The sequence below is a fragment of the Nostoc sp. genome (assembly GCF_036916975.1).
GTDB lineage: Bacteria > Cyanobacteriota > Cyanobacteriia > Cyanobacteriales > Nostocaceae > Nostoc.
Genome location: NZ_JBALFF010000029.1, coordinates 1 through 18517, shown reverse-complemented (window position 1 = coordinate 18517; position 18517 = coordinate 1). Strand labels below are relative to the sequence as shown.

The 18517-nt window shown below is 40.4% G+C and carries 21 protein-coding genes and 5 pseudogenes; 10 read left to right on the top strand and 16 right to left on the bottom strand.

What is annotated here, in order from left to right; all coding sequences use genetic code 11:
- Nucleotides 1–68: 68 nt before the first annotated feature.
- Nucleotides 69–233, bottom strand: a complete 165-nt coding sequence (locus tag V7K73_RS04940; protein WP_334877659.1) for a hypothetical protein — start codon at nt 231–233, stop codon at nt 69–71.
- A 196-nt stretch (nt 234–429) separates the two neighbouring features.
- On the opposite strand from V7K73_RS04940, the gene V7K73_RS04935 reads away from it, so the two are divergent.
- Nucleotides 430–942, top strand: a complete 513-nt coding sequence (locus tag V7K73_RS04935) for a DUF3122 domain-containing protein (protein ID WP_334877657.1) — start codon at nt 430–432, stop codon at nt 940–942.
- A gap of 146 nt (nt 943–1088) precedes the next feature.
- Here the strand turns inward: V7K73_RS04935 and V7K73_RS04930 are convergent, their stop codons facing one another.
- Both V7K73_RS04930 and V7K73_RS04925 read right to left on the bottom strand, forming a co-directional pair.
- Nucleotides 1089–1379 (bottom strand): hypothetical protein, encoded by a 291-nt coding sequence (locus V7K73_RS04930; protein ID WP_334877655.1) that lies wholly within the window; start codon nt 1377–1379, stop codon nt 1089–1091.
- Nucleotides 1380–1495: 116 nt separating this feature from the next.
- Entirely contained in the window at nt 1496–2335 is an 840-nt protein-coding gene (locus tag V7K73_RS04925; RefSeq protein WP_334877776.1) for a prephenate/arogenate dehydrogenase, read from the bottom strand.
- 68 nt (nt 2336–2403) lie between these two features.
- Between V7K73_RS04925 and V7K73_RS04920 the strand changes: the two genes are divergently transcribed.
- The 4 genes from V7K73_RS04920 (at nt 2404) to V7K73_RS04905 (ending at nt 6169) form a co-directional block, all read left to right on the top strand.
- Nucleotides 2404–3978 (top strand): pentapeptide repeat-containing protein, encoded by a 1575-nt coding sequence (locus tag V7K73_RS04920; RefSeq protein ID WP_334877653.1) that lies wholly within the window; start codon nt 2404–2406, stop codon nt 3976–3978.
- A 53-nt stretch (nt 3979–4031) separates the two neighbouring features.
- On the top strand, nt 4032–4625 hold the full coding sequence (locus tag V7K73_RS04915; protein ID WP_334877651.1) for a DUF1517 domain-containing protein: 594 nt from the start codon (nt 4032–4034) through the stop codon (nt 4623–4625).
- 70 nt (nt 4626–4695) lie between these two features.
- Complete coding sequence (locus V7K73_RS04910; RefSeq protein ID WP_334877649.1) at nt 4696–5580, top strand: hypothetical protein; 885 nt, start codon at nt 4696–4698, stop codon at nt 5578–5580.
- A 448-nt stretch (nt 5581–6028) separates the two neighbouring features.
- Nucleotides 6029–6169, top strand: coding sequence for a hypothetical protein (locus V7K73_RS04905; RefSeq protein ID WP_334877647.1), 141 nt, complete (start codon nt 6029–6031; stop codon nt 6167–6169).
- A 105-nt stretch (nt 6170–6274) separates the two neighbouring features.
- Here the strand turns inward: V7K73_RS04905 and V7K73_RS04900 are convergent.
- Both V7K73_RS04900 and V7K73_RS04895 read right to left on the bottom strand, forming a co-directional pair.
- A pseudogene (locus V7K73_RS04900) lies at nt 6275–6400 on the bottom strand (ISAzo13-like element ISMae28 family transposase); the annotation flags it as partial.
- An 83-nt stretch (nt 6401–6483) separates the two neighbouring features.
- A pseudogene (locus tag V7K73_RS04895) lies at nt 6484–6912 on the bottom strand (dihydroxy-acid dehydratase domain-containing protein); the annotation flags it as partial.
- Nucleotides 6913–7234: 322 nt separating this feature from the next.
- On the opposite strand from V7K73_RS04895, the gene V7K73_RS04890 reads away from it, so the two are divergent.
- Nucleotides 7235–8851: an SDR family NAD(P)-dependent oxidoreductase gene (locus tag V7K73_RS04890; RefSeq protein WP_334877645.1), complete on the top strand. Its 1617-nt coding sequence runs from the start codon at nt 7235–7237 to the stop codon at nt 8849–8851.
- Between the two features lie 160 nt (nt 8852–9011).
- On the opposite strand, the pseudogene V7K73_RS04885 reads toward V7K73_RS04890, so the two are convergent.
- The 8 genes and pseudogenes from V7K73_RS04885 to V7K73_RS04850 form a co-directional block, all read right to left on the bottom strand.
- A pseudogene (locus V7K73_RS04885) lies at nt 9012–10163 on the bottom strand (IS1634 family transposase); the annotation flags it as partial.
- Nucleotides 10160–10456: pseudogene (locus V7K73_RS04880) on the bottom strand (IS481 family transposase); the annotation flags it as partial. The pseudogenes V7K73_RS04885 and V7K73_RS04880, both read right to left, overlap by 4 nt.
- A gap of 56 nt (nt 10457–10512) precedes the next feature.
- Complete coding sequence (locus V7K73_RS04875) at nt 10513–10584, bottom strand: hypothetical protein (RefSeq protein ID WP_442936735.1); 72 nt, start codon at nt 10582–10584, stop codon at nt 10513–10515.
- A gap of 35 nt (nt 10585–10619) precedes the next feature.
- A complete protein-coding gene (locus V7K73_RS04870; RefSeq protein ID WP_334877641.1) occupies nt 10620–11072 on the bottom strand; it encodes a recombinase family protein in 453 nt (150 codons plus the stop codon).
- A 229-nt stretch (nt 11073–11301) separates the two neighbouring features.
- Nucleotides 11302–11556 carry a hypothetical protein gene (locus V7K73_RS04865; RefSeq protein ID WP_334877640.1) on the bottom strand — a complete coding sequence of 85 codons (255 nt, stop codon included), beginning with the start codon at nt 11554–11556 and terminating at the stop codon, nt 11302–11304.
- A gap of 360 nt (nt 11557–11916) precedes the next feature.
- A complete protein-coding gene (locus tag V7K73_RS04860) occupies nt 11917–12204 on the bottom strand; it encodes a hypothetical protein (protein ID WP_334877638.1) in 288 nt (95 codons plus the stop codon).
- Entirely contained in the window at nt 12201–12488 is a 288-nt protein-coding gene (locus V7K73_RS04855) for a hypothetical protein (protein WP_334877636.1), read from the bottom strand. The genes V7K73_RS04860 and V7K73_RS04855 overlap by 4 nt, the downstream gene beginning before the upstream one ends.
- The gene (locus V7K73_RS04850; protein WP_334877634.1) at nt 12485–12667 is read right to left on the bottom strand and encodes a ribbon-helix-helix domain-containing protein; all 183 of its coding nucleotides are present in this window, start codon (nt 12665–12667) and stop codon (nt 12485–12487) included. Before V7K73_RS04850 ends, V7K73_RS04855 begins: the two co-directional genes overlap by 4 nt.
- 488 nt (nt 12668–13155) lie before the next feature.
- Here V7K73_RS04850 and V7K73_RS04845 point away from each other — a divergent pair, with 488 nt between their 5' ends.
- The 3 genes and pseudogenes from V7K73_RS04845 to V7K73_RS04835 form a co-directional block, all read left to right on the top strand.
- Entirely contained in the window at nt 13156–13293 is a 138-nt protein-coding gene (locus V7K73_RS04845) for a hypothetical protein (RefSeq protein ID WP_334877633.1), read from the top strand.
- Nucleotides 13294–13399: 106 nt separating this feature from the next.
- Nucleotides 13400–13579, top strand: coding sequence for a hypothetical protein (locus tag V7K73_RS04840; RefSeq protein WP_334877632.1), 180 nt, complete (start codon nt 13400–13402; stop codon nt 13577–13579).
- Between the two features lie 215 nt (nt 13580–13794).
- Nucleotides 13795–14115 (top strand): annotated as a pseudogene (locus V7K73_RS04835) (transposase); the annotation flags it as partial.
- A 62-nt stretch (nt 14116–14177) separates the two neighbouring features.
- Here the strand turns inward: V7K73_RS04835 and V7K73_RS04830 are convergent.
- On the bottom strand, nt 14178–14426 hold the full coding sequence (locus tag V7K73_RS04830; RefSeq protein WP_334877772.1) for a transposase family protein: 249 nt from the start codon (nt 14424–14426) through the stop codon (nt 14178–14180).
- 85 nt (nt 14427–14511) lie between these two features.
- Here V7K73_RS04830 and V7K73_RS04825 point away from each other — a divergent pair, with 85 nt between their 5' ends.
- Nucleotides 14512–15642, top strand: a complete 1131-nt coding sequence (locus tag V7K73_RS04825; protein ID WP_334877630.1) for a DUF3466 family protein — start codon at nt 14512–14514, stop codon at nt 15640–15642.
- A gap of 287 nt (nt 15643–15929) precedes the next feature.
- Here the strand turns inward: V7K73_RS04825 and V7K73_RS04820 are convergent, their stop codons facing one another.
- A complete protein-coding gene (locus V7K73_RS04820; RefSeq protein WP_334877628.1) occupies nt 15930–17951 on the bottom strand; it encodes a beta strand repeat-containing protein in 2022 nt (673 codons plus the stop codon).
- A 364-nt stretch (nt 17952–18315) separates the two neighbouring features.
- Nucleotides 18316–18517: hypothetical protein (locus tag V7K73_RS04815; RefSeq protein WP_334877626.1), on the bottom strand; the 202-nt coding region annotated here is incomplete at its 5' end.

Sequence of the window (18517 nt, the reverse complement as noted above, 5' to 3'; positions counted from 1 at the left end):
AGACTGCGCTCAGTAACCGGGGGAACAGGGGGAGGTAAAGTCGTAGTGAAGTCCAGAAATTGGATAATTTATTTGGAGTTCCCTAAAATAATACCCAGTGGATTTAACTGACCAATGAAGGCAGCAATAATGGCAGTATAACCGTAACCAAGAGAAATGCTAGTCTGTAGTTGACCAATTAAGCCCAAAATGCAGACACCAGCTAAACCTGCTAATGTATCACTAATTAACATTAGGAACTTCCAATAAATAAATTACTCAAATGAAACGAACCACTCCAGACACAGAGGAATGAGGAAGAGAGAGTTTTTTGGGTATTTTTTTATTTGGAAGTCCCTTAGGAACTTCCAATAAATAAATTACCCAATCTTGTGGGGTGGGCAAAGCGTCCCCGGCTTGGCTGATAAATTTTACTGTAAAATGTGTCACATGAAGCGAAAATTCCAACAATATTTTTGGCGTTGCGCCCTAATTGTGTTTTTAGCATTAACTGGATGTGGATCGAGTGTGCAGTCAGCACAAGCATTGCTGCGTCAACACCATGATTCTCCTGGTGTCTTACGCTACCACTCGCAAGTATCTATCAAAGATGAAAAAGGATATGCTTGGCAAGTGCTACTATTCAAACAGAATTACAACAGTCCGCTAAAAGACTTACGGTTGGGCTTGGTTGCTTTTTTGGGTGTTGTTGAAATTGCTCACCCCCAAGCATTATTGATTGAAACAGCAGCAGGAAGATTGCTCAATGCATCGGATGCATACGCACTAACTGCCCTCGTCCCTAATGTGGGCGAATATAACTTAACTGATATCTTACCGAAACTGCCGACAACTGATGCACTCAAACTCTATGTGCCACTATCTAGTGGACAGCAATTGCTTCTCAACATACCTAATACTGTAGTCACTGAGTGGCAATGGCTAGTTACAGAAATTGATTGACTTTATCCAGCAACAGTAAAGTTTAATCTAAAAGCATTCAACATAAAAATAACCTAATGGTGATGTGGGGTATAATGACTGCCTTCAAGCTAGAATCAGTCTTCATCCGCTGATAGCCTCCCACATCACATGCAGCACTTGTAATATTATTCTTGAGACTCCTCAGAAGTAGGTTCCGATTCGGTTTCAAGTTCTTCTGTTTGGACTTTGACTGGAGGTTTAACGGGTTTGGGGCCGCGTGCTAGGGCAGGATTCCCCTGCTGCCTGTTTTCTTCCCCATAGGATGCTTTTTTACCCTTCTCAGATGAGCGATTACGGCTCGGTTTTGAGCTTTTGGGGTTGGATTCAATAGGAGGTATAGAATCCGTATTTTCGGAATTGTTGTCAGTGCTTGCTTGGGACTGACGTTCCGATTTCTTGATTGGGCGTTCTACCATTGTTGATTTTTGTAAATTTACCTGTATATTACATCGGTTTGGTGAGTATACGTGCTTTTTTAGGCAAAACCTACGCAGTATTGGGTGCGTTGTAAATAATGTAACGCACCCTAAAACTAATCAACAAAATCAGGTCGTGCCTTTCCTGTTGATTTCAACTTTTGCTCTAAAACTGCCCAATTTTCTTGCTCAATTAAGTTAGTCAACTCATCGAGATTGTGACGATACTGTTGCAGCGATCGCAGCAATGCTTGACGATTATACCGTGCCATCATCACACCCAACTCTGGATTCCCACCACCGACGCGGCTGGTATCCCGAAAACCTGAACTAGCTAACTTTTGGGCTAATTCCAAAACATCGGGGTCAGTTTCACTCAAACAAGCAGCAATCAACGAGGAACTGACCATTACAGGTAAATGAGAAATCCAACTCACAGCGCAGTCATGTTGCTCTGGTTGACAATAGTAGATTTTAGCACCGAGCGATCGCACAATTTCCTCCACAACCGTAATTGCACTAGTTGGCGTAGTAGCTATCGGTGTTAGTACATAAGGTTTATCAACAAATAAATCTCGCTGTGCAGCTTCTATGCCACTATCTGCCCTTCCCGCCATTGGATGACCACCGATAAAATTATCCCAAAGGGGAGAAATCGCCTTGACTATCTGGGCTTTCGCCGAACCCACATCAGTTACAACGCAAGAAGCAGACAAATGAGCGATCATTTCCTTAAATTGGGGCACAATAAGCGCTAGAGGTGTACAAATAAACACAACCTCTGTGGCTGCCAATAGGCTCAGATCAACGGATGCTTGATTAACACTGCCGAGAGCAACTGCCTTTTGACAAGTGGATTCACGGCGACTGACTCCTAAGATATGATGTCCAAGCGATCGCAAATCAAAACCCAAAGATCCGCCTATCAGTCCCAGTCCTAAAATCCCAATATTCATTTTTGATTTTGACATTCCGTTTTTTATGATACCAACATATTAAAGTTGGCATCCAAGGGGTAGCATCGATGACTGTAGATGAATTACTGGAACAATACGCGGCAGGAGTCTTAAACTTTAATGGTGTTGACCTCTCGGAAGCTAACCTGAGTGGGGCTAAACTCAGTGGCATCAATCTTAGCGATGCTAATTTGAGTATAGTCAACCTGAGCGGCGCGAATCTGAGTGAAGCTAATTTGAGCAATGCCTTGCTGAATGTAGCAAGACTGAGTGGCGCAAATTTATCTAGCGCCATCTTAAATAACGCCAGTCTCAACGTCGCTAATTTAATTCGAGCGGATTTGTCCCGCGCTCAACTTAAAAGAACCTCATTGATCCGCGCCGAATTAATTCGTGCTGATCTCAGTCGCGCCGATCTGTCGGAGGCTGATCTCACCAGTGCGGATTTGCGGGAGGCGACACTGCGCCAAGCGAATCTCCGTCACGCTAACTTGAGTGAGGCCGTATTGAAAGGGGCTTCCTTGACGGGAGTCAACTTAGAAATGGCTAACTTACATGCCAGCGATCTGAGTCGTTCTGACATTAGTGGCGCAAATTTGCGAGATGCTGAACTCAGACAAGCGAATCTCAGCCTTGCTAACTTGAGCGGAACAGATTTGAGCGGGGCGAACCTCCGGTGGGCAGATTTGAGCGGTGCAAATCTCCGGTGGGCAAATTTGAGCGGCGCAAAATTGAGCGGGGCTACTTTAATTGGCGCAGATTTAAGCAATGCCAATTTAACGAATACAATTTTCATCCACGCCGATTTAACTCAGGCAAAATTAATCAGGGCAGAATGGATTGGTGCTGACTTAACAGGAGCAACATTGACTGGGGCAAAGCTTTATGCTACCTCCAGGTTTGGTTTAAAAACCGAAGGCATGATTTGTGAATGGGTTGATCTTAGCCCGGCAGGCGATCGCTCCATTATCCAGAAGTTCCATTCCGAAGAATCACGAGATTTTTTTAACGAAACACCACCAACAATCCGAATTATTGTTGATGCAGCCATAGAACACGAAGCAAATTTTGCTCTTGCTGGCGCTTATTATCAAATTGCTCAGGAATACCGGGGGCTGAAACAACCCCCAAACATAGAAAGTGGCCCCCGTCGAACTGTTTTTACATTTCATCTAGATAGCGACGAAGCATTATTTTCCACTGCTTACATTGCGATTCTTCCCTTTATAGATGCGGTATCTACCCAAAAGAATATTTCCATGATAGTGGAAATGATTAACAATGAAGTTATTGACAACCAAAATTTAAAATTGCTAAAATCACCCGAAATCGTGAAAAAATTAAATATTCTTCTAGAGCAAGCCATGAGTCAGGCTACAACAATTAAACAGATGAAAAAAAATATCGAAATAGCTGCAAAGTTAAATTTTTGTAAAGCACCAACCCAAATAATTTTAACGAATTCCAGCGCCCACACTTTGATTGCCCATGACAATCCCCAGTTTGGAAAAAGATTTATTAATCGCTCTACTCTCAATACTTCAGCTTATGATGATATATCCAGTGAAGCAACAAAATATATATTGCCTTCATTAAATATAGTTATAGATTTTGTCAAAGGATTTCACTATATTGGTCATTAGTCATTAGTCATTAGTCATTAGAATAATCTAAAAAATCAAATTTGGAGGTAAGAATGCGCGATACGTTTAATAAAATGATCGGTCGAACTCGCTATGTAGTCTTTCGGCTATTTCTGCACTTAGGGGGAGGCGAAGTAGCACCAATTTTGGGAGTATTAAATAGTGCTGGACGAGATGCGATCGATGCCGATGGTGATTTAGAAGTTTTGGGAGAAGGATTGGTAGAAATTAGCCAAACCCTACTGCAATATGATGAATATTGGCTTTCTGCTGCCAACGAAGGTGACGTATTTTTTGATGAAGGCGAGGCAGGAGATTACGTGAATGAATTATTTACTGACTCTGCCCAAAGATATCTCAGTGAACCAAGTTACAATTCTGACTCTAAATCGAATGAACCTTTATCTATACCTGTAACCCACAACGTCATTGTGATGATTACAGTAGCTTATGAAGGAGAAGTACCACAGTTAGAAACTGATCTTTCTAACGTTCAAGCACTTAAGGAGGGCTTGAAAGCATTGATAAATTTGCATTATAAACATAGATTCAAAGCAATCCAAGTGCATTTCTCGCCAGCACAGTTAGGCGATGAACTCACTAGCGACCAACTGTTGCAATTTTACCCAGAATTGATTCCTTTATAATGTGTTGGGTAGTCCGTACTTACTACTCACATCGATAAATCGTTAAGCTCAGAGATAGGACAATAATTCAATGATCATGACAATAGTACGTAAATTTACAGCCGTTTTTTTAGCTCTGAGTTTGTGTATGACAACTGTTGCTTGTGGTGGGGGAAATCAAGCTAATCCTCCAGCTAAAAACATTAGTCAAAGCTCTAGTAACACGAAGCTAAGTGACGGAGAGTATCAAATCCAACAAGCCACTTATGACGATTCGACTGGTGAGTATAGCCTGTTTTTACTTAATAATAATCCCCCAACCTTTGCAACCGAAAATTTGCAAATGGCACGGTTAAGTGATGATGAAATCAAGCAGGGTAAAAAAACCTATCTGAAGGTAGAAAAAGGCCAACCGATTTTATATCTGACGGAAGATTTTAAAATTGAATACGTCCACAACGTTACTGAGAATAAAACCAATCCTCAAACAGGACAACAAGAGACGGTTGTAGTCCGTCGAGAAAATAACTTCTGGGCACCATTTGCTGGGTCTGTGGCTGGAAGCTTGGCTGGTCAGGCAATTGGTAGTATGTTGTTTAGACCCCAGTATTATGTACCCCCTGTCTATCAATCAGGCCGAGGATTAAGTGGTTTTGGTGGATATGGCGGAAGCTATGGTCAAGCAGTTGAAAGCTACCAAAGTCGCTATAATGTGCCACCCGCAGCCGTGACAAATCGCACTGCATTCCGCAGTACAGGAACAATTAGAAGGTCATATCCGGGAAATTCAACTATACGTAATACACCACGTAGCACTATAGGTAATAACCGTCCTTCTGGTTCTGGTTTTGGTGGTAGTACGTTGCGACCCTCTGGGAGAGTCACTTCACCCAGACGCAATTCTGGTAGTAGTTTTGGTAGTGGGCGTAGTTCAGTACCCCGGCGCTCAAGTGGTTTCGGGAGCAGACGCCGTTAAACCAATTCGTAATTCGTAATTCGTAATAGAGCCTCCGGCACGCTGCGCGGTTTTCATAGCCCTTTGGGCTGTAGGTAAATTTTGTTTTGTAATGAAGAGTGCTGTTGTGGGGACGGTTTCCCACTCGCATTCGGGGGATTTAGCGCCCTTATTGCGGTCTTGGGGTTTCCCCCGCCGCAGGATGCGCGGAGCGCACTACAGGAGCAACTTTGCATTCGCAGTCCCCAATCGCATTACTTACCGGTTTTAGAACCTCTTTACTTAAACCCATGGAACTAGTTAAAAAATTCCAAATTCAATAAATAGACTGCCTCAAAAGTAAAGGTAGTGTGTTACATAAAGAAGTCGGAGGGTTGAGTTGTAAACCTCCGGCTTCTCTTTATATATATGCAACTTTTGATTTCATGCCAATAGCCGTATACCAAGAAAGAAACCGAGAACAGGTAAGTTGACGAATGTTGATAAGCAGTTTAATCGTGATTTAGCGCGTCGCCGAGTTGCTGTGGAACACGTCAGGGTAAGAGATAGTTGCCGTCGGCAACCACCTCTTACCCCCTTAAATATTCATGAAAAACTTTGCACTCTGTAATGAATTTCAGGTACATGATAATAATTAATATTGATGATTTTACAGTCAAAATATTTTAGAAACTTTGAGTAAAAATTAGGTAGTTCCACAACAAATGTCGATAAACTATTTACCTAAATTGGGAAATTTTTCATGTCTAGAATTGGTAAGGCGCTGAATTTGTCTTTCAATTTCATCCATAGCTTTTTTAGTAAGTTTAACTCCACTTTCGTAAGTTTGAGTTACTAATTTCCTCTTGACAAATGTGCAATTATCTTAACCTCTCACTGATGATTTGCGAGTAATAATTTGCCGGGGTAAGATTTGTTTTTTGAGAATATTGCAGGGATATTCATCCGAGCGATCGCTAACATTGCTCCTGGCATATTCTTATCACAGCCACCAATGGCTAGCACACGATCCATACTTTGTCCGGTACAGGCGGTTTCAATGGAATCGGCTATAACTTCCCGCGACACTAGGGAATATTTCATCCCTTCAGTTCCCATCGAAATCCCGTCGCTGATGGTAATTGTGCCAAACATTTGTGGCATCGCTCCGGCGGTTTTTATCGCAGCTTCTGCTATGAGCGCCAGTTGATTTATCCCCATATTGCAGGGCGTGATGGTGCTGTAAGCGTTGGCAATACCCACAATGGCTTTATTGAAATCTTCATCTTTAAAACCAACTGCCCGCAACATAGCTCGATTTGGCGATCGCTGCACTCCTTGCGTCACTACTTGGCTTCTCAAATTTTCCAACATAGTTACATCATCCTCTGACTTGCATGTATGAGTATCATAAATAGCAATTTTTGACATGTCCAATATATATTTATGGATATTTGAGACTTATAAAATATCAAAACTATGGAACTGCGACACCTGCGCTACTTCATTGCTGTAGCTGAGGAACTGCACAATTATTACCTTGAAATAAGGTTTTGGCACGGTGATGCCTAACCGCCCAATTCAAACTATAGAGGGATTTAATCATGATGCAAGATGATGGAATACTTAACGTTATATTAATACTGGCTATATTTCTGGCAATTAGTTGGAAATAAATACTAAGAGAGCGGAAATTATGCAAGTGTGTCTGGTTACAGGTGGTAATTCGGGTGTAGGTTTAATGACGGCTATAGGTTTAGCCAAATTAGGGAATCATGTATTTATTGCCTGTCGTTCGGCAAATAAAGCCGCAAAAGCTATAGACTACATCCGCCAAACCACCGGAAATGAAAATGTGAAATTTTTACCTCTCGATCTAGCTTCTTTAGATTCAGTTCGTGAGTGTGTAAAACTATTTAATGGCTACAATTTACCATTACATATATTAGTCAACAATGCGGGTATATTCAACAACAGAGGTACAAGCAAAGAAGGTTTTGAACTGATTTGGGGAACGAACTATTTAGGTCATTTTTTGCTGACTTATTTATTACTAGAGAATTTGCAAAAATCTGCTCCTAGCCGCATTATTATGTTAGCATCAGATTTGGCATTGTCTCCAAGTGGTATTGACTGGAATTTATTAGTTAAAAGAACACCTTTAAATTTCCTAAAATTATATGCCGTTTCAAAACTCTCTTTATTGCTTTTAACAAGAGAACTTTCTCAGCGATTAAATAATTCTCAAGTCACTGTTAACGCCATACATCCAGGCTTTGTACAATCAAATATTACTATATGGCATCGTCTCAGTAAATATTTAGGTTTAGGTATTTCTTCGGAAGCCGGAGCATATAGTACCCTTGTTTGTGCTACTTCCCCAGATTATCAAAATATTAGTGGAAAATTTTTAGATAGTAACGCTCAAGAAATTATATTACCTGATGTAGCACAAAATCAAGAATTATCACAGCAATTATGGGAATATAGTTTATTATGGGCTGGTTGCAACCAACAGCAGAAAAAAAAGAAAATTAATTATGATGGTACTGATGAAATATGGGGGCCAAATTCTCTAAGTTTAAGCAGTAATGAAATAGCTGAGATTACCAAATATATTTTTGATAATATTATTCTAAAAATTCCAATGAAAATATTATTAAAACAGGTAGTTAAATCATTTATTAGATTTGATATTGGGTCATTATTCATTATATTGCTTCAAGTGTTTACCAGATGTTTTTACATGGAAAGGCATTTAGATTCACCTGTAATTTTGCAATTATGTGAAGATAAAAACTTATTAAAGAGGCTTAATGCTCATTTAGGGAATAATTTAGTATTATGGCGGTCAGAACTATGGGTAAATTATCCCGCCCAGCAATTAATTCCTTTTTGGCATCAAGACTCTTATTCTAAACTCCTGGAAGGAGATGGTAAAACTATCAATGCTTATATAGCTTTGACAGAAGTTAATGAATATAATGGATTTGAGTATATACCTAATATTTACTTAAAAAATTGCCAAATAAAAGGAACCGATCCTTTCAGTGGAAATAACTTTTTTCAAATCACTGATGAAGTTGCAAAAAAAGCTATTCCTGTAGTGTTACGTCCTGGTGAGTTTGTACTATTTACTAATACACTATTACATCGCTCAGTACGTAATAATAGTGGTAAAGTCAGACTTTCTTTAACGCTAAGGTTGACTCAGCCAGGAGTAAAAGTTTTACCACGTTATACTTCTAATTACCAGAAGCCTGTAATTTTGCAATCACAAAATAGCGTTGATCCTAAGAGAATGTCAACTTAAGCTCGAACAAGCAACTAGAGGAAATTCCTGCACGGGGCAGCAGTCTCGGCGCGAGTGGATGGGAAATTTTTTAGTTTTCAAAATTCTGTAGATGTGATCGCTCTTCTGCCCTCCCACAATCGCAAAAAGCCAGCCTTTCACCTCCAAGGTCATCTTTTTTACTATCGGCGAAAAATAACGGGTCTTTGATAAATCTAAATCCTCTTTCTGTAGATTGCTGTTCTTTATATATTCTCAATATTTCTCTGGGTTCTAATTCGGTTGTCTCTAAAATATTCGTTGCTAAAATAAATCGACCACAAGAGTTTTGATTTTGGCTGATTAGCTCCTGATTTTCTATGACTTTACCTCCTAATTTATAAACTCCTGTCTGTCTTTTATTTAATCTCTCGGTAATTTCTAAATCTGATATTTTATGATATTTTAGTTTGGCTACTAACTCTTGAATTTTTAATTCAGCTAAAGATTCTTGTTCAAATTATTTTTTTGTTAACTTAACAAGCTGGTTACTAATTTATAGGAACTATTCTTGGATTTTTTGGGTTAGTTTCTTTAAGTCTGCTTTTTTTCTCTCTGCACTTTCTACTAATAACCATCTTTGCTCTATTCCTCCATAAGATACTTTTGATTCTTGATAGCTATATCCTTTGATGTCACTTGGTTTCAGTTCTTTATTTCTGAAGGCTTTAACTAAATCTTTGGCTTTTTTAATGGATAGCGGTACTCGACTTATCCATTTCATATTCGACATTAATTTTAAATTACTTTCACTATATAATGCACTATCAGCAACCATTATACTTTCAAAATCTATTTGTTTTTCATACTCAACCAGGATTTGAGCGAATACTGCTTTATCTGATTCATTTCCTGATGATCCTCTAAAAAATAAGGGTATATCTCCATCACTACTTACTATTAAATCTAATATACATTGTTTTAAGTCTGGTCTATGGTCACGAGAATATCCCTGTGTGATTATAATAGGGTTTACTCGGCTTATTCCTGATTCTTTTTCTAGATTATTTGGAGAATTATTATACTTTCCATGTAAATGCAATGATGTTGAATCTAAATGGGAATATTTAGTTGATACTCCATATTTTTTTACTACTTCTAAGGCAATTGTTAGGAATAACTTTGTTAATCCATATTTGTACAGCTTATCCATTACTCTGCCTATTTTATCATCATTTAAATCCTCTGCTTTAATCCTTGAACCCAATAAATGCTCTATTGCTTTATCTTCAAAAAATTGAGAAAATAAATATAATGGCCTCGACACAAAACCTAGTCCGTTAAGAATGATTGCTCCCAACTACACATTGAACGTAAACCAGACTTGGGTATATTTCGCAAGCAATCTTCTATCCGCGAATGCGGTTCTATGCGGTGTGGTTTGTCGTTGTAATGCAACAAGTACTGGCGTAACCACAAGTTAGCTTCAACGTCGCTTTCCGGTTCATGAAAGTGATACAGAGTCTCATGGGCTTCTTTAACCGTCCGAAACGGTCTTTCTACTTTGCCTTTGGAACGAGCTGTCACCCTACGACCATCCTTGCCATTGGGCATATGCGTGATTAGCTTAATTCTCAGGCAACCCATCGAGGCGGTGGCGTAAATTGATGAGTGCCTCTGTCGGGATTTGCTTATGTACCATGTTAGGTATTTATCTCTGCAATGTAGTTGTAGAGCGTTGGTTTGGAAATTCCCATCAACTTACATATTTCAATAATGGTGTGTTGTTTTTTGGTATAAAGCTTTACTGCTAATTGACGTTTAGCTGGATGTCTTGGGCTTTTGGTCTTCCTCCCCTGTGACCGCGCTTACGCGCTGCTACAAGTCCAGCAGTTGTGCGTTCACGGATTAGGTTGCATTCAAATTCCGCCAAGACGCCGAACAAATGGAAAATTAGTCTGCCACTGTTATTTGTTGTGGAGATGGATTCTTGTAAACTTTGCAACCCAATTCCCCTCTCATCTAACGTAGACATAATCTCGATTAGGTCTTTGAGCGACCTTCCCAGACGGTCTAACCGCCACACGACCAAAACATCATCAGTCCGTGCTACCTCCAAAGAAGAGGAAAGTCCAGGTCTTTGGGCTTTTGCGCCACTTATACGATCTGAGTAAATTTTCTCACAACCAGCAAGCTGCAAAGCATCCTTTTGCAGGTTCAGATTTTGGTCATCTGTTGAAATTCGGGCATAGCCTATCAACATACTTTGAACCCTCAACAAGTACATATACTTGTTACATAAAGCGCGTATGTTGCCTTTGATATAATTACCGAGTTTCGTTACTAAACTTGATTCGGTTTCTGGTTCGCAATCTGGGTGGTAATAACAGTAAAAAAAACGACCGTTTATTTTACTTTATAGTTGCAGATAAACAAGCGGCTGAAATTTAAATACTTTTGTTTGTAAATTAGGGCGTTTTTTGAGAAAACTGTCAAACTACAGTTTGACTGGACTTTCGATTAGTTGCAATTAATCCTGGTTCTTTATGTTGCGCCCTTGCCCTGATGTTAGTCGTTTTTATAGGCTCTGTTTCATCATAGGAACTCCCTGTTAGCGCCAGTGTCAACCCGCAACGGTCGTCTGATTGCGCCCTGTTCCCAGCTTCACCCTCCAGAAACCGAGTCTGGTCAGTGTGGGCAGATAAGGAGTCAATTCTGAGTCTGAATGGCAAGACTTGCACTTGCATCTGACCGAGGTCTAATTACTAAAAGGGTCAAAATCATTAACCTACTTCTTTGACTTCGATTTGTCTAGCGATCGCCTGTTGTGCCAATTCCTCTAAAGACAATTGCTGATTGTGTCGCTGGCTGATTTCCCAGAGGTGCGATCGCTGACTTTCCGAAAGTAGCGGCCAAATTTCATTAAGCTCGGATTGGGTCAGTTGTAAAAAAGTGTGAATAGATAAAGCAAAGTGATAGAAAGTGATAAGTACTGAGAGATATTGTTAGATATTGATAAATCCTATGTATAAATTATTTCTATCGGTAGCCTCTCTCCACACTTCACTCCCTCCATTGCGATAGTGCTTTTGTACTTGCAATCGCGGCTAGTTTTGCGGGTCAATCCTAGTTAGCTGCACCAAGATAGCCCCAAGTTGGTTTAATGCGGCGTTAGTGGTTCGCTGATTCTCTAAAAAGTCTCGCTTAAGTTCCTCATGGCTATCGCGTAACTCTAAAAGAACATCGTCCAAAATTGCGCTACGACCTAGTACACGGGTAACGTTATCGGTTAACTCGGCGATCGCCTGTGTGTTGGTGGCTTGTTGTTCGGCTACTGTAGCCAAGATTGACTCTATACGGTCTAGTCGGCTTGGTTGTTGTGGTGTGTCTGTCATAAGCCACTCCCCCCATTGCGATCGCGCAGTATCCGCAATATCTCACCGACATCTGATTTAAGTTGAGTCAGATCAGTAGTGTGGCTATTGAGTAGCTGGGTCTGGCTATTGAGTAGCTGGGTGTGGCTGTTCAGAATTTGAGTATGTTCTATTTGGGTGTTTAGGATTTGTGCGATCGCTACTTGGCTTGTCCCGATTGTCCCGGTTAGCAACTTGAGTGAGTTGACCTCGGATGTCAGGCTGTCTAAGCGTGAGTAAATGTCTTGGATTTGTGCTTCTGTCATGCTGATTTATTTTGTTTTCCTTCTTTTGCAGCGATTGCATCCTCAATAAAAATTTTTACTAAATTGCTAACTGTCCGGCGTTCTTCATCTGCCCACAATTTAAGTTTTTCTAGTGTCTGGTCATCCATATAAATAGTTACTCGTGGCTTTTGGCTAGGCATTGCTTCCTGTATACTCATCTCCCCAATTATCTCTCTTGTTGATAATTTTGTCGTGGGATTGACAGGTAGCGTACTTATGGATATAGTACCACTAAGAGCAATCGATCAACAACAAATCACTAATTAGCGTCCTACGAGTACCCCAGAGACTTACACAGTGAGGGGTTTAGCGTTTAGGTGCTACATCCTGATGTGTACTTATTGTGATTGCTAGCTAGTTAATATCTGATTAGCCATGACTAAAAATTAGCTGTATCTCTGACTGCGTAAGAACTTTGGCGCGTCCGTGCCGATTTATTTTCATCGCGCTTCTGTAGACCCTGTGATCCACAGCCTACAACGATTTGGCTCCCGATTAGCCAGAATTGCTTGACTTAGATTAGCGATGCTTGCACAGCGATCGCCGCGTAGCGCCTATTCAAGCGATTTCTACAACTTCATATCAGAAGTCCTAAAAATTAGATGCCCTAACAGTAAAACTTACAGACATGAAGACAATGGGCGTTATGAGTATCGAAAAAATTGTAGAACAAGCTTTCCAAGATCGTTATCTAACACAAGCAATGAAAGAAGAATGGCAATTGGGAGCGATCGCGGTAACAGGAGACGCGGCGGAATTTCTAAAAGTCACGCCAATTTTTTGATATTAACTGGAGTTGTCAGGCGATCGCCAACGGCGGGCGGGTACGCCATTGCTAACCATAGATTTGCTCAAGCCAATTACTCAAGTTATTGCTGAAAATCCAATGGATGAAATTTAGCGGGTGCGATCGCCAACGGCGGGCGGGTACGCCATCGCTAACCATAGATTTGCTTAAGCCAATTACTCAAGTTATTGCTGAAAATCCAATGAATCAAATTTCAGGAAAAAACTGGATGCGATCGTTTTCTCTCTTGATTTCGGAGAAGGGGAGCAACGCGATTTTCTGAAGTCAGACAAAAAACGAGCGATCGCTAAAACATATAGCTAAGTAAAAAGTTATATTATTGACGTAGAATGCCTTAAGTAAGCACAACAATTAATCTTAATGAGGTATTTCAAAAAGATTACTAGTAGGTAATTTAGTAGTAAATTTGGTAATAATCTAGTTCAAATGTTGAGTATTAATTAATGCCAAAAATCGAGAATGAGAGAACTTATGTTGTTATCTGAAATTAAGCGTAAATCTTTACCAGAAATAGCTAAGGCAGTTGGTTTACACGATGCACAACCACTGCAAAACTTCCTGACGAATTCACCTTGGTCAGTAGAAGATTCACGAGACAGGCGTTTAGAACTGACTCTCTTAATATTAGGGGGACGTTCATTTAAGTTAGTAATTGATGAAACTGGAGATAAAAAGAAAGGGAAGCATACAGATTATGTTGCGAGACAATATATTGGGAACTTGGGGAAAGTTGATAATGGAATTGTCTCAGTTAATGCTTATGGAGTATTAGGAGACTTGACTTTCCCTTTAATATTTTTAATAGACCTCTTGCAAAAAGTTTTGTGGTATATTAGAGGGTTAAACAAATTGTCAGAAAGTTAACAAGCATTTTGAATATCATAGTTATAAACGCCAGCAATTAAGTGACAACGCAATGCAAAACGTTTTCTGCGATTGCGGTATCGCTGGCTGAAAATCCGAAAAATTTTTAATCTACGGTTGACGTGTTCCACAGCAACTCGGCGACGCGCTAAATCACGATTAAACTGCTTATCAACAAGGGATTCGGGGTTAGGTAGGGGATGAGGGCTATCAAGGTTTTTGCACCTGACGGGATACTCCCGTATTTAGAGACTACCCAGATACAGCTGCTTACCACCCTACTGTTGAGTGGTAATTTGGTAGGGGAATAAAAAATCATGGAAAAGTCACATGCTTTTAGTTAAGTGGAAATCTTGTTTAACAGCAATAACCTTGACCGCAATCAGTCTTACTGCCTCCAAGTCGGCATTAGCAGCATCTCTATACTCAGTTACTGACTTAGGCAGTCTGACAGGAGAAACCTACAGTTACGCTACAGATATTAATAACTCAGGTGAAGTGGCAATTAATTCTTTGAAGGGTTCTTTTTTTTACAGCAACGGTTCGCTTAAAAAAATTAGTCCCCTACCTGGCGATAATCAACTTGCAGTAACTGGTATCAATAACTTGGGGCAAGTAGTTGGTAATTCGGTTGGTAATAACATTAGTAATAATCCTTTCCTATACAGCAATGGCATCACCCAACCCCTCGCTATCCAAAACGCTATTCCTTATGCTATTAACGATCGCACCCAAGTAGTAGGGGGAGCAAGCGGACTTGGGCCTTTTTTATACAGCAATGGTATAGCAACCAGCATAGGAACTGCTGGTAGTGTTGCCTACGGTTTAAATAACTTGGGACAAGTAGTAGGTATTCTCAATTCAAGCAAAGCTTTTCTGTACGAAAATGGCCAAACTACTAATTTGGGAACTTTGCCAGGTGACAACTATAGCGTCGCAAATGATATTAATGACTTAGGACAAGTAGTTGGTAGTTCTGGAATCACTGGAGTAGATGATGGTAGTGCTTTTCTTTACAGTTCCAGCACCGGACTCCAAGACCTCGGTAGGTTAAGTCCTACAGATTTGTTCAGTGTTAGTCTGGGGATCAATAATTTGGGTCAAGTAGTCGGGTTTTCTGGGAGTAAGAATGACTTTTATGCAGCAGATGGCAATGGTTTGCGGGCTTTTCTTTATAGTGATAACACTCTGTACGACTTAAATAACCTGATTGCTCCTGGTTCAGACCCTGGCTTTACCTTGACAGCAGCATCTGCCATTAATAATAAGGGACAAATTGTCGGCCGTGGTGCAGTTAATGGTGAATTACACGCCTTCCTGTTGACGCCAGTCTCATCTGTCTCTGTAGCGGAACCAACTTCAGGCTTTGCTATTTTGTCGTTGGGTGCTGTTGTAACTTTATTTGCAGCACTCAAACGCAAACCTGACTCTAGCAGTGCAGCCATACAACAAATAAGCTAATGCTATAACTTCAGGTAAATCTGGCTTAGGGACTGACAACAAATAAATTATCCAATCTTGTGGGGTGGGCTTTTTAGCCCACCTTTGGTTAGTTTTTTTTCTTGGAGTTGTCACAAATGTTTTTTGATGGCTTCCAATAGCACTGAACGAATAAGCTAGGCTCAAAGTCTTGTACAAGAATTGCGATCGCTTACCAAAATGACTTGCATTGAGTACTATCATTTGCGAGATGCTAAAAATAGCACCTCGCAAACCGTACCGCTTGGATAGCAAAGCGCTAATAAAGATTAAACAACCACAAAATTGTTTTCGTTTAGTGACAATCCAGTAGATAATTGTGCAAATTGTACCTGAGTAAACCCAGATTTACTACCATCTTGGTCAAAGAACAATCCACCTGTAGCACTGTTGTAGATAAATCGCTCTTGGTTAGTGGTTGCAGAGCTTCCGATGGTAAACTGATTTGCCTTAAGTGAACCTGATGATAACCCCCCACCAAAACCATCAGCCGATACCTGAATCAATTCATTAGTCGTGTTGAAGCCATTAATACTATCAATGCCTTCGTTGTAACCATTGAAACCAAAAGTACCAGCAGCAATACCAGGTCCTAAATCGAAGCTGAGGCTATCATTACCTTCGCCACCGTAAAGGATGCTATTACTTGAATAGCTAGCAGTTAAGGTATCGTTACCTGCACCGCCGATAATCGTATCATTGCCACCATTGCCGCCGTTCAAGGTATCGTTACCATTGTTCCCTACAATCAAGTCATCGTAAAATGTACCTGTAATATTTAATTGTTCGATATTCTTGTAACTAACTAGATTCGTGCTGCTCGTAATTGAGCCAATGTTACTAGTGGCATTGAATGTTGTTGTGATTCCTTTGGTATCATCCCTGTAACTGTAATTGAGGGACAACAAATCGTCACCCAAACCCCCATCTATTGTATCATTGCCACCACCTGTGGAGAGCGTATCGTTGCCATTGCTGCCCACAATCAAGTCATCGTATTGTGTACCTGTAATATTTAATTGTTCGATATTCTTGTAACTAACTCCATCCGTGCCGCTCGTAATTGAGCCAATGTTAGTAGTGGCATTGAAACTCGTTGTGATTCCTTTGGTAGCATCCCTGTAATCGCTGGACAACAAATCGTCACCCTTACCGCCATCTATCGTATCATTGCCACCACTACCATAGAAGCCGCCTGTGGAGAGCGTATCATTGCCATTGCTCCCCACAATGTTGTCATCGTAGGCTGTACCTGTGATATTTAATTGTTCAATATTCTTGTAACTAACCCGATTCGTGCCGTCCGTAATTGAGCCAATGTTAGTAGTGGCATTGAAACTCGTTGTGATTCCTTGAGTTGGATTGTAGCGATCGTCGACGGACAAGAAATCGTCACCCTTACCCCCATCTATCGTATCGTTGCCACCAGTGCCTGTGGAGAGCGTATCGTTGCCATTGCTGCCCACAATCAAGTCATCGTATCGTGTACCTGAGATATTTAATCGTTCGATATTCTTGTAACTAACTCCACTCGTACCGGACGTAATTGATCCAATGTTAGTAGTAGCATCGAATGTTGAAGTGATTCCTCCGTTAGCAGAGTTGTAATCGCCAGACAATAAATCATCACCAATACCTCCATCTACTGTTTGAGTCACTAAAGAAGAGGGGTCAGTATATTCATAGTTGTTGCCTACATTGAAAGAGTCATTGCCATCGCCCCCAGAGAGCAGATTATTGCCTTCTGCATTGTTAACATACAAGTTATCATCACCAGTACCACCGTTGAGAGTGTTATTGCCTATTGTATAACTAGCATCCAATCCATCATTACCAGCGCCACCGTTAAGGGTGTTATTGCCAGAGCCATAATATCTGTCAAATAATCCACTGTAATCGAATAACCCAGAAACGGTGAGTCCATCGTTACCAGCGCTACCAGAGAGCAGATTATTACCTGTTGAATAACCAGCATTCAATTGATCATCACCAGCATCACCAATGAGTGTGTTATTGCCTGTTGAATAATTAGCATTCAAGTTATCATTACCAGCGCCACCGTTGAGGGTGTTATTGCCTATGATTGGATTGCCAAATGAAATTGAGCCTCGGTACGCGCTATAGTCACCAGAGGCAAGTAGAAAATCATTTCCATCACCACCAGAGAGTAGGTTATTGCCTTGTGAATTGTTAACATTCAAATTATCATCCCCAGTACCACCAATCAGCGTGTTATTCCCCACGCCACCAATGAGAGTATCATTACCCTTGGTTCCAATGATATTTGTCATAACTTTTACCTACCTAAATCGATTTTTTCAGTAACTTCAGTTTTCAACTTTGAGTTTAGTGCTGTTTTCGGGGATAACAATCCGCCGAAATTTGACGTTTTCGGCATACTTTATACCTCAAGAGTGAAGAACAGTAATATTCATCAAAGATTCACCTTATGAAAAGCCTTTTCGATCGCACTTATCTAACTATCAAAGGACAACAACAGTTTTAAGCGGTATACAAATTCATGAGCGCGTGCATTTTGTCAAACAAATAGTTTTAGGCTTTTTTCACTCATCTTTAATCAACCATGAAAGCTGAAAAAAGCTCGAAAAATCAAGATTGGATGTCTAAAATTTAGACTTCATAGTTTGTTTTTTGTCAATGGGTAATTTCTACTACTGTGAAAATAGGGAACAGTTCACTCTTGATAGGCAAAAATATTTTTATACTCTCCTTGTGAGCTATTGCCCGTGACTGTCTAGCCTGAATCCCCAGAAGGTTAACGATGACGAATTGAAATCGCGGGTATAAAATTGATTCGTCTTCAGTGGTACAGGATACACCCAGGATGTCTAATTTC

Excerpts from the sequence above, each read along its gene's own strand:
- V7K73_RS04940 (WP_334877659.1), bottom strand. The coding sequence starts at position 233 with ATGTTAATTAGTGATACATTAGCAGGTTTAGCTGGTGTCTGCATTTTG.
- V7K73_RS04910 (WP_334877649.1), top strand. The coding sequence starts at position 4,696 with ATGATCATGACAATAGTACGTAAATTTACAGCCGTTTTTTTAGCTCTG.
- V7K73_RS04850 (WP_334877634.1), bottom strand. The coding sequence starts at position 12,667 with ATGAGTATACAGGAAGCAATGCCTAGCCAAAAGCCACGAGTAACTATT.
- V7K73_RS04915 (WP_334877651.1), top strand. The coding sequence starts at position 4,032 with ATGCGCGATACGTTTAATAAAATGATCGGTCGAACTCGCTATGTAGTC.
- V7K73_RS04855 (WP_334877636.1), bottom strand. The coding sequence starts at position 12,488 with ATGACAGAAGCACAAATCCAAGACATTTACTCACGCTTAGACAGCCTG.
- V7K73_RS04925 (WP_334877776.1), bottom strand. The coding sequence starts at position 2,335 with ATGAATATTGGGATTTTAGGACTGGGACTGATAGGCGGATCTTTGGGT.
- V7K73_RS04820 (WP_334877628.1), bottom strand. The coding sequence starts at position 17,951 with ATGACAAATATCATTGGAACCAAGGGTAATGATACTCTCATTGGTGGC.
- V7K73_RS04860 (WP_334877638.1), bottom strand. The coding sequence starts at position 12,204 with ATGACAGACACACCACAACAACCAAGCCGACTAGACCGTATAGAGTCA.
- V7K73_RS04870 (WP_334877641.1), bottom strand. The coding sequence starts at position 11,072 with ATGTTGATAGGCTATGCCCGAATTTCAACAGATGACCAAAATCTGAAC.
- V7K73_RS04825 (WP_334877630.1), top strand. The coding sequence starts at position 14,512 with ATGCTTTTAGTTAAGTGGAAATCTTGTTTAACAGCAATAACCTTGACC.
- V7K73_RS04935 (WP_334877657.1), top strand. The coding sequence starts at position 430 with ATGAAGCGAAAATTCCAACAATATTTTTGGCGTTGCGCCCTAATTGTG.
- V7K73_RS04890 (WP_334877645.1), top strand. The coding sequence starts at position 7,235 with ATGCAAGTGTGTCTGGTTACAGGTGGTAATTCGGGTGTAGGTTTAATG.
- V7K73_RS04840 (WP_334877632.1), top strand. The coding sequence starts at position 13,400 with ATGAAATTTAGCGGGTGCGATCGCCAACGGCGGGCGGGTACGCCATCG.
- V7K73_RS04930 (WP_334877655.1), bottom strand. The coding sequence starts at position 1,379 with ATGGTAGAACGCCCAATCAAGAAATCGGAACGTCAGTCCCAAGCAAGC.
- V7K73_RS04845 (WP_334877633.1), top strand. The coding sequence starts at position 13,156 with ATGAGTATCGAAAAAATTGTAGAACAAGCTTTCCAAGATCGTTATCTA.
- V7K73_RS04920 (WP_334877653.1), top strand. The coding sequence starts at position 2,404 with ATGACTGTAGATGAATTACTGGAACAATACGCGGCAGGAGTCTTAAAC.
- V7K73_RS04865 (WP_334877640.1), bottom strand. The coding sequence starts at position 11,556 with ATGCAAGTGCAAGTCTTGCCATTCAGACTCAGAATTGACTCCTTATCT.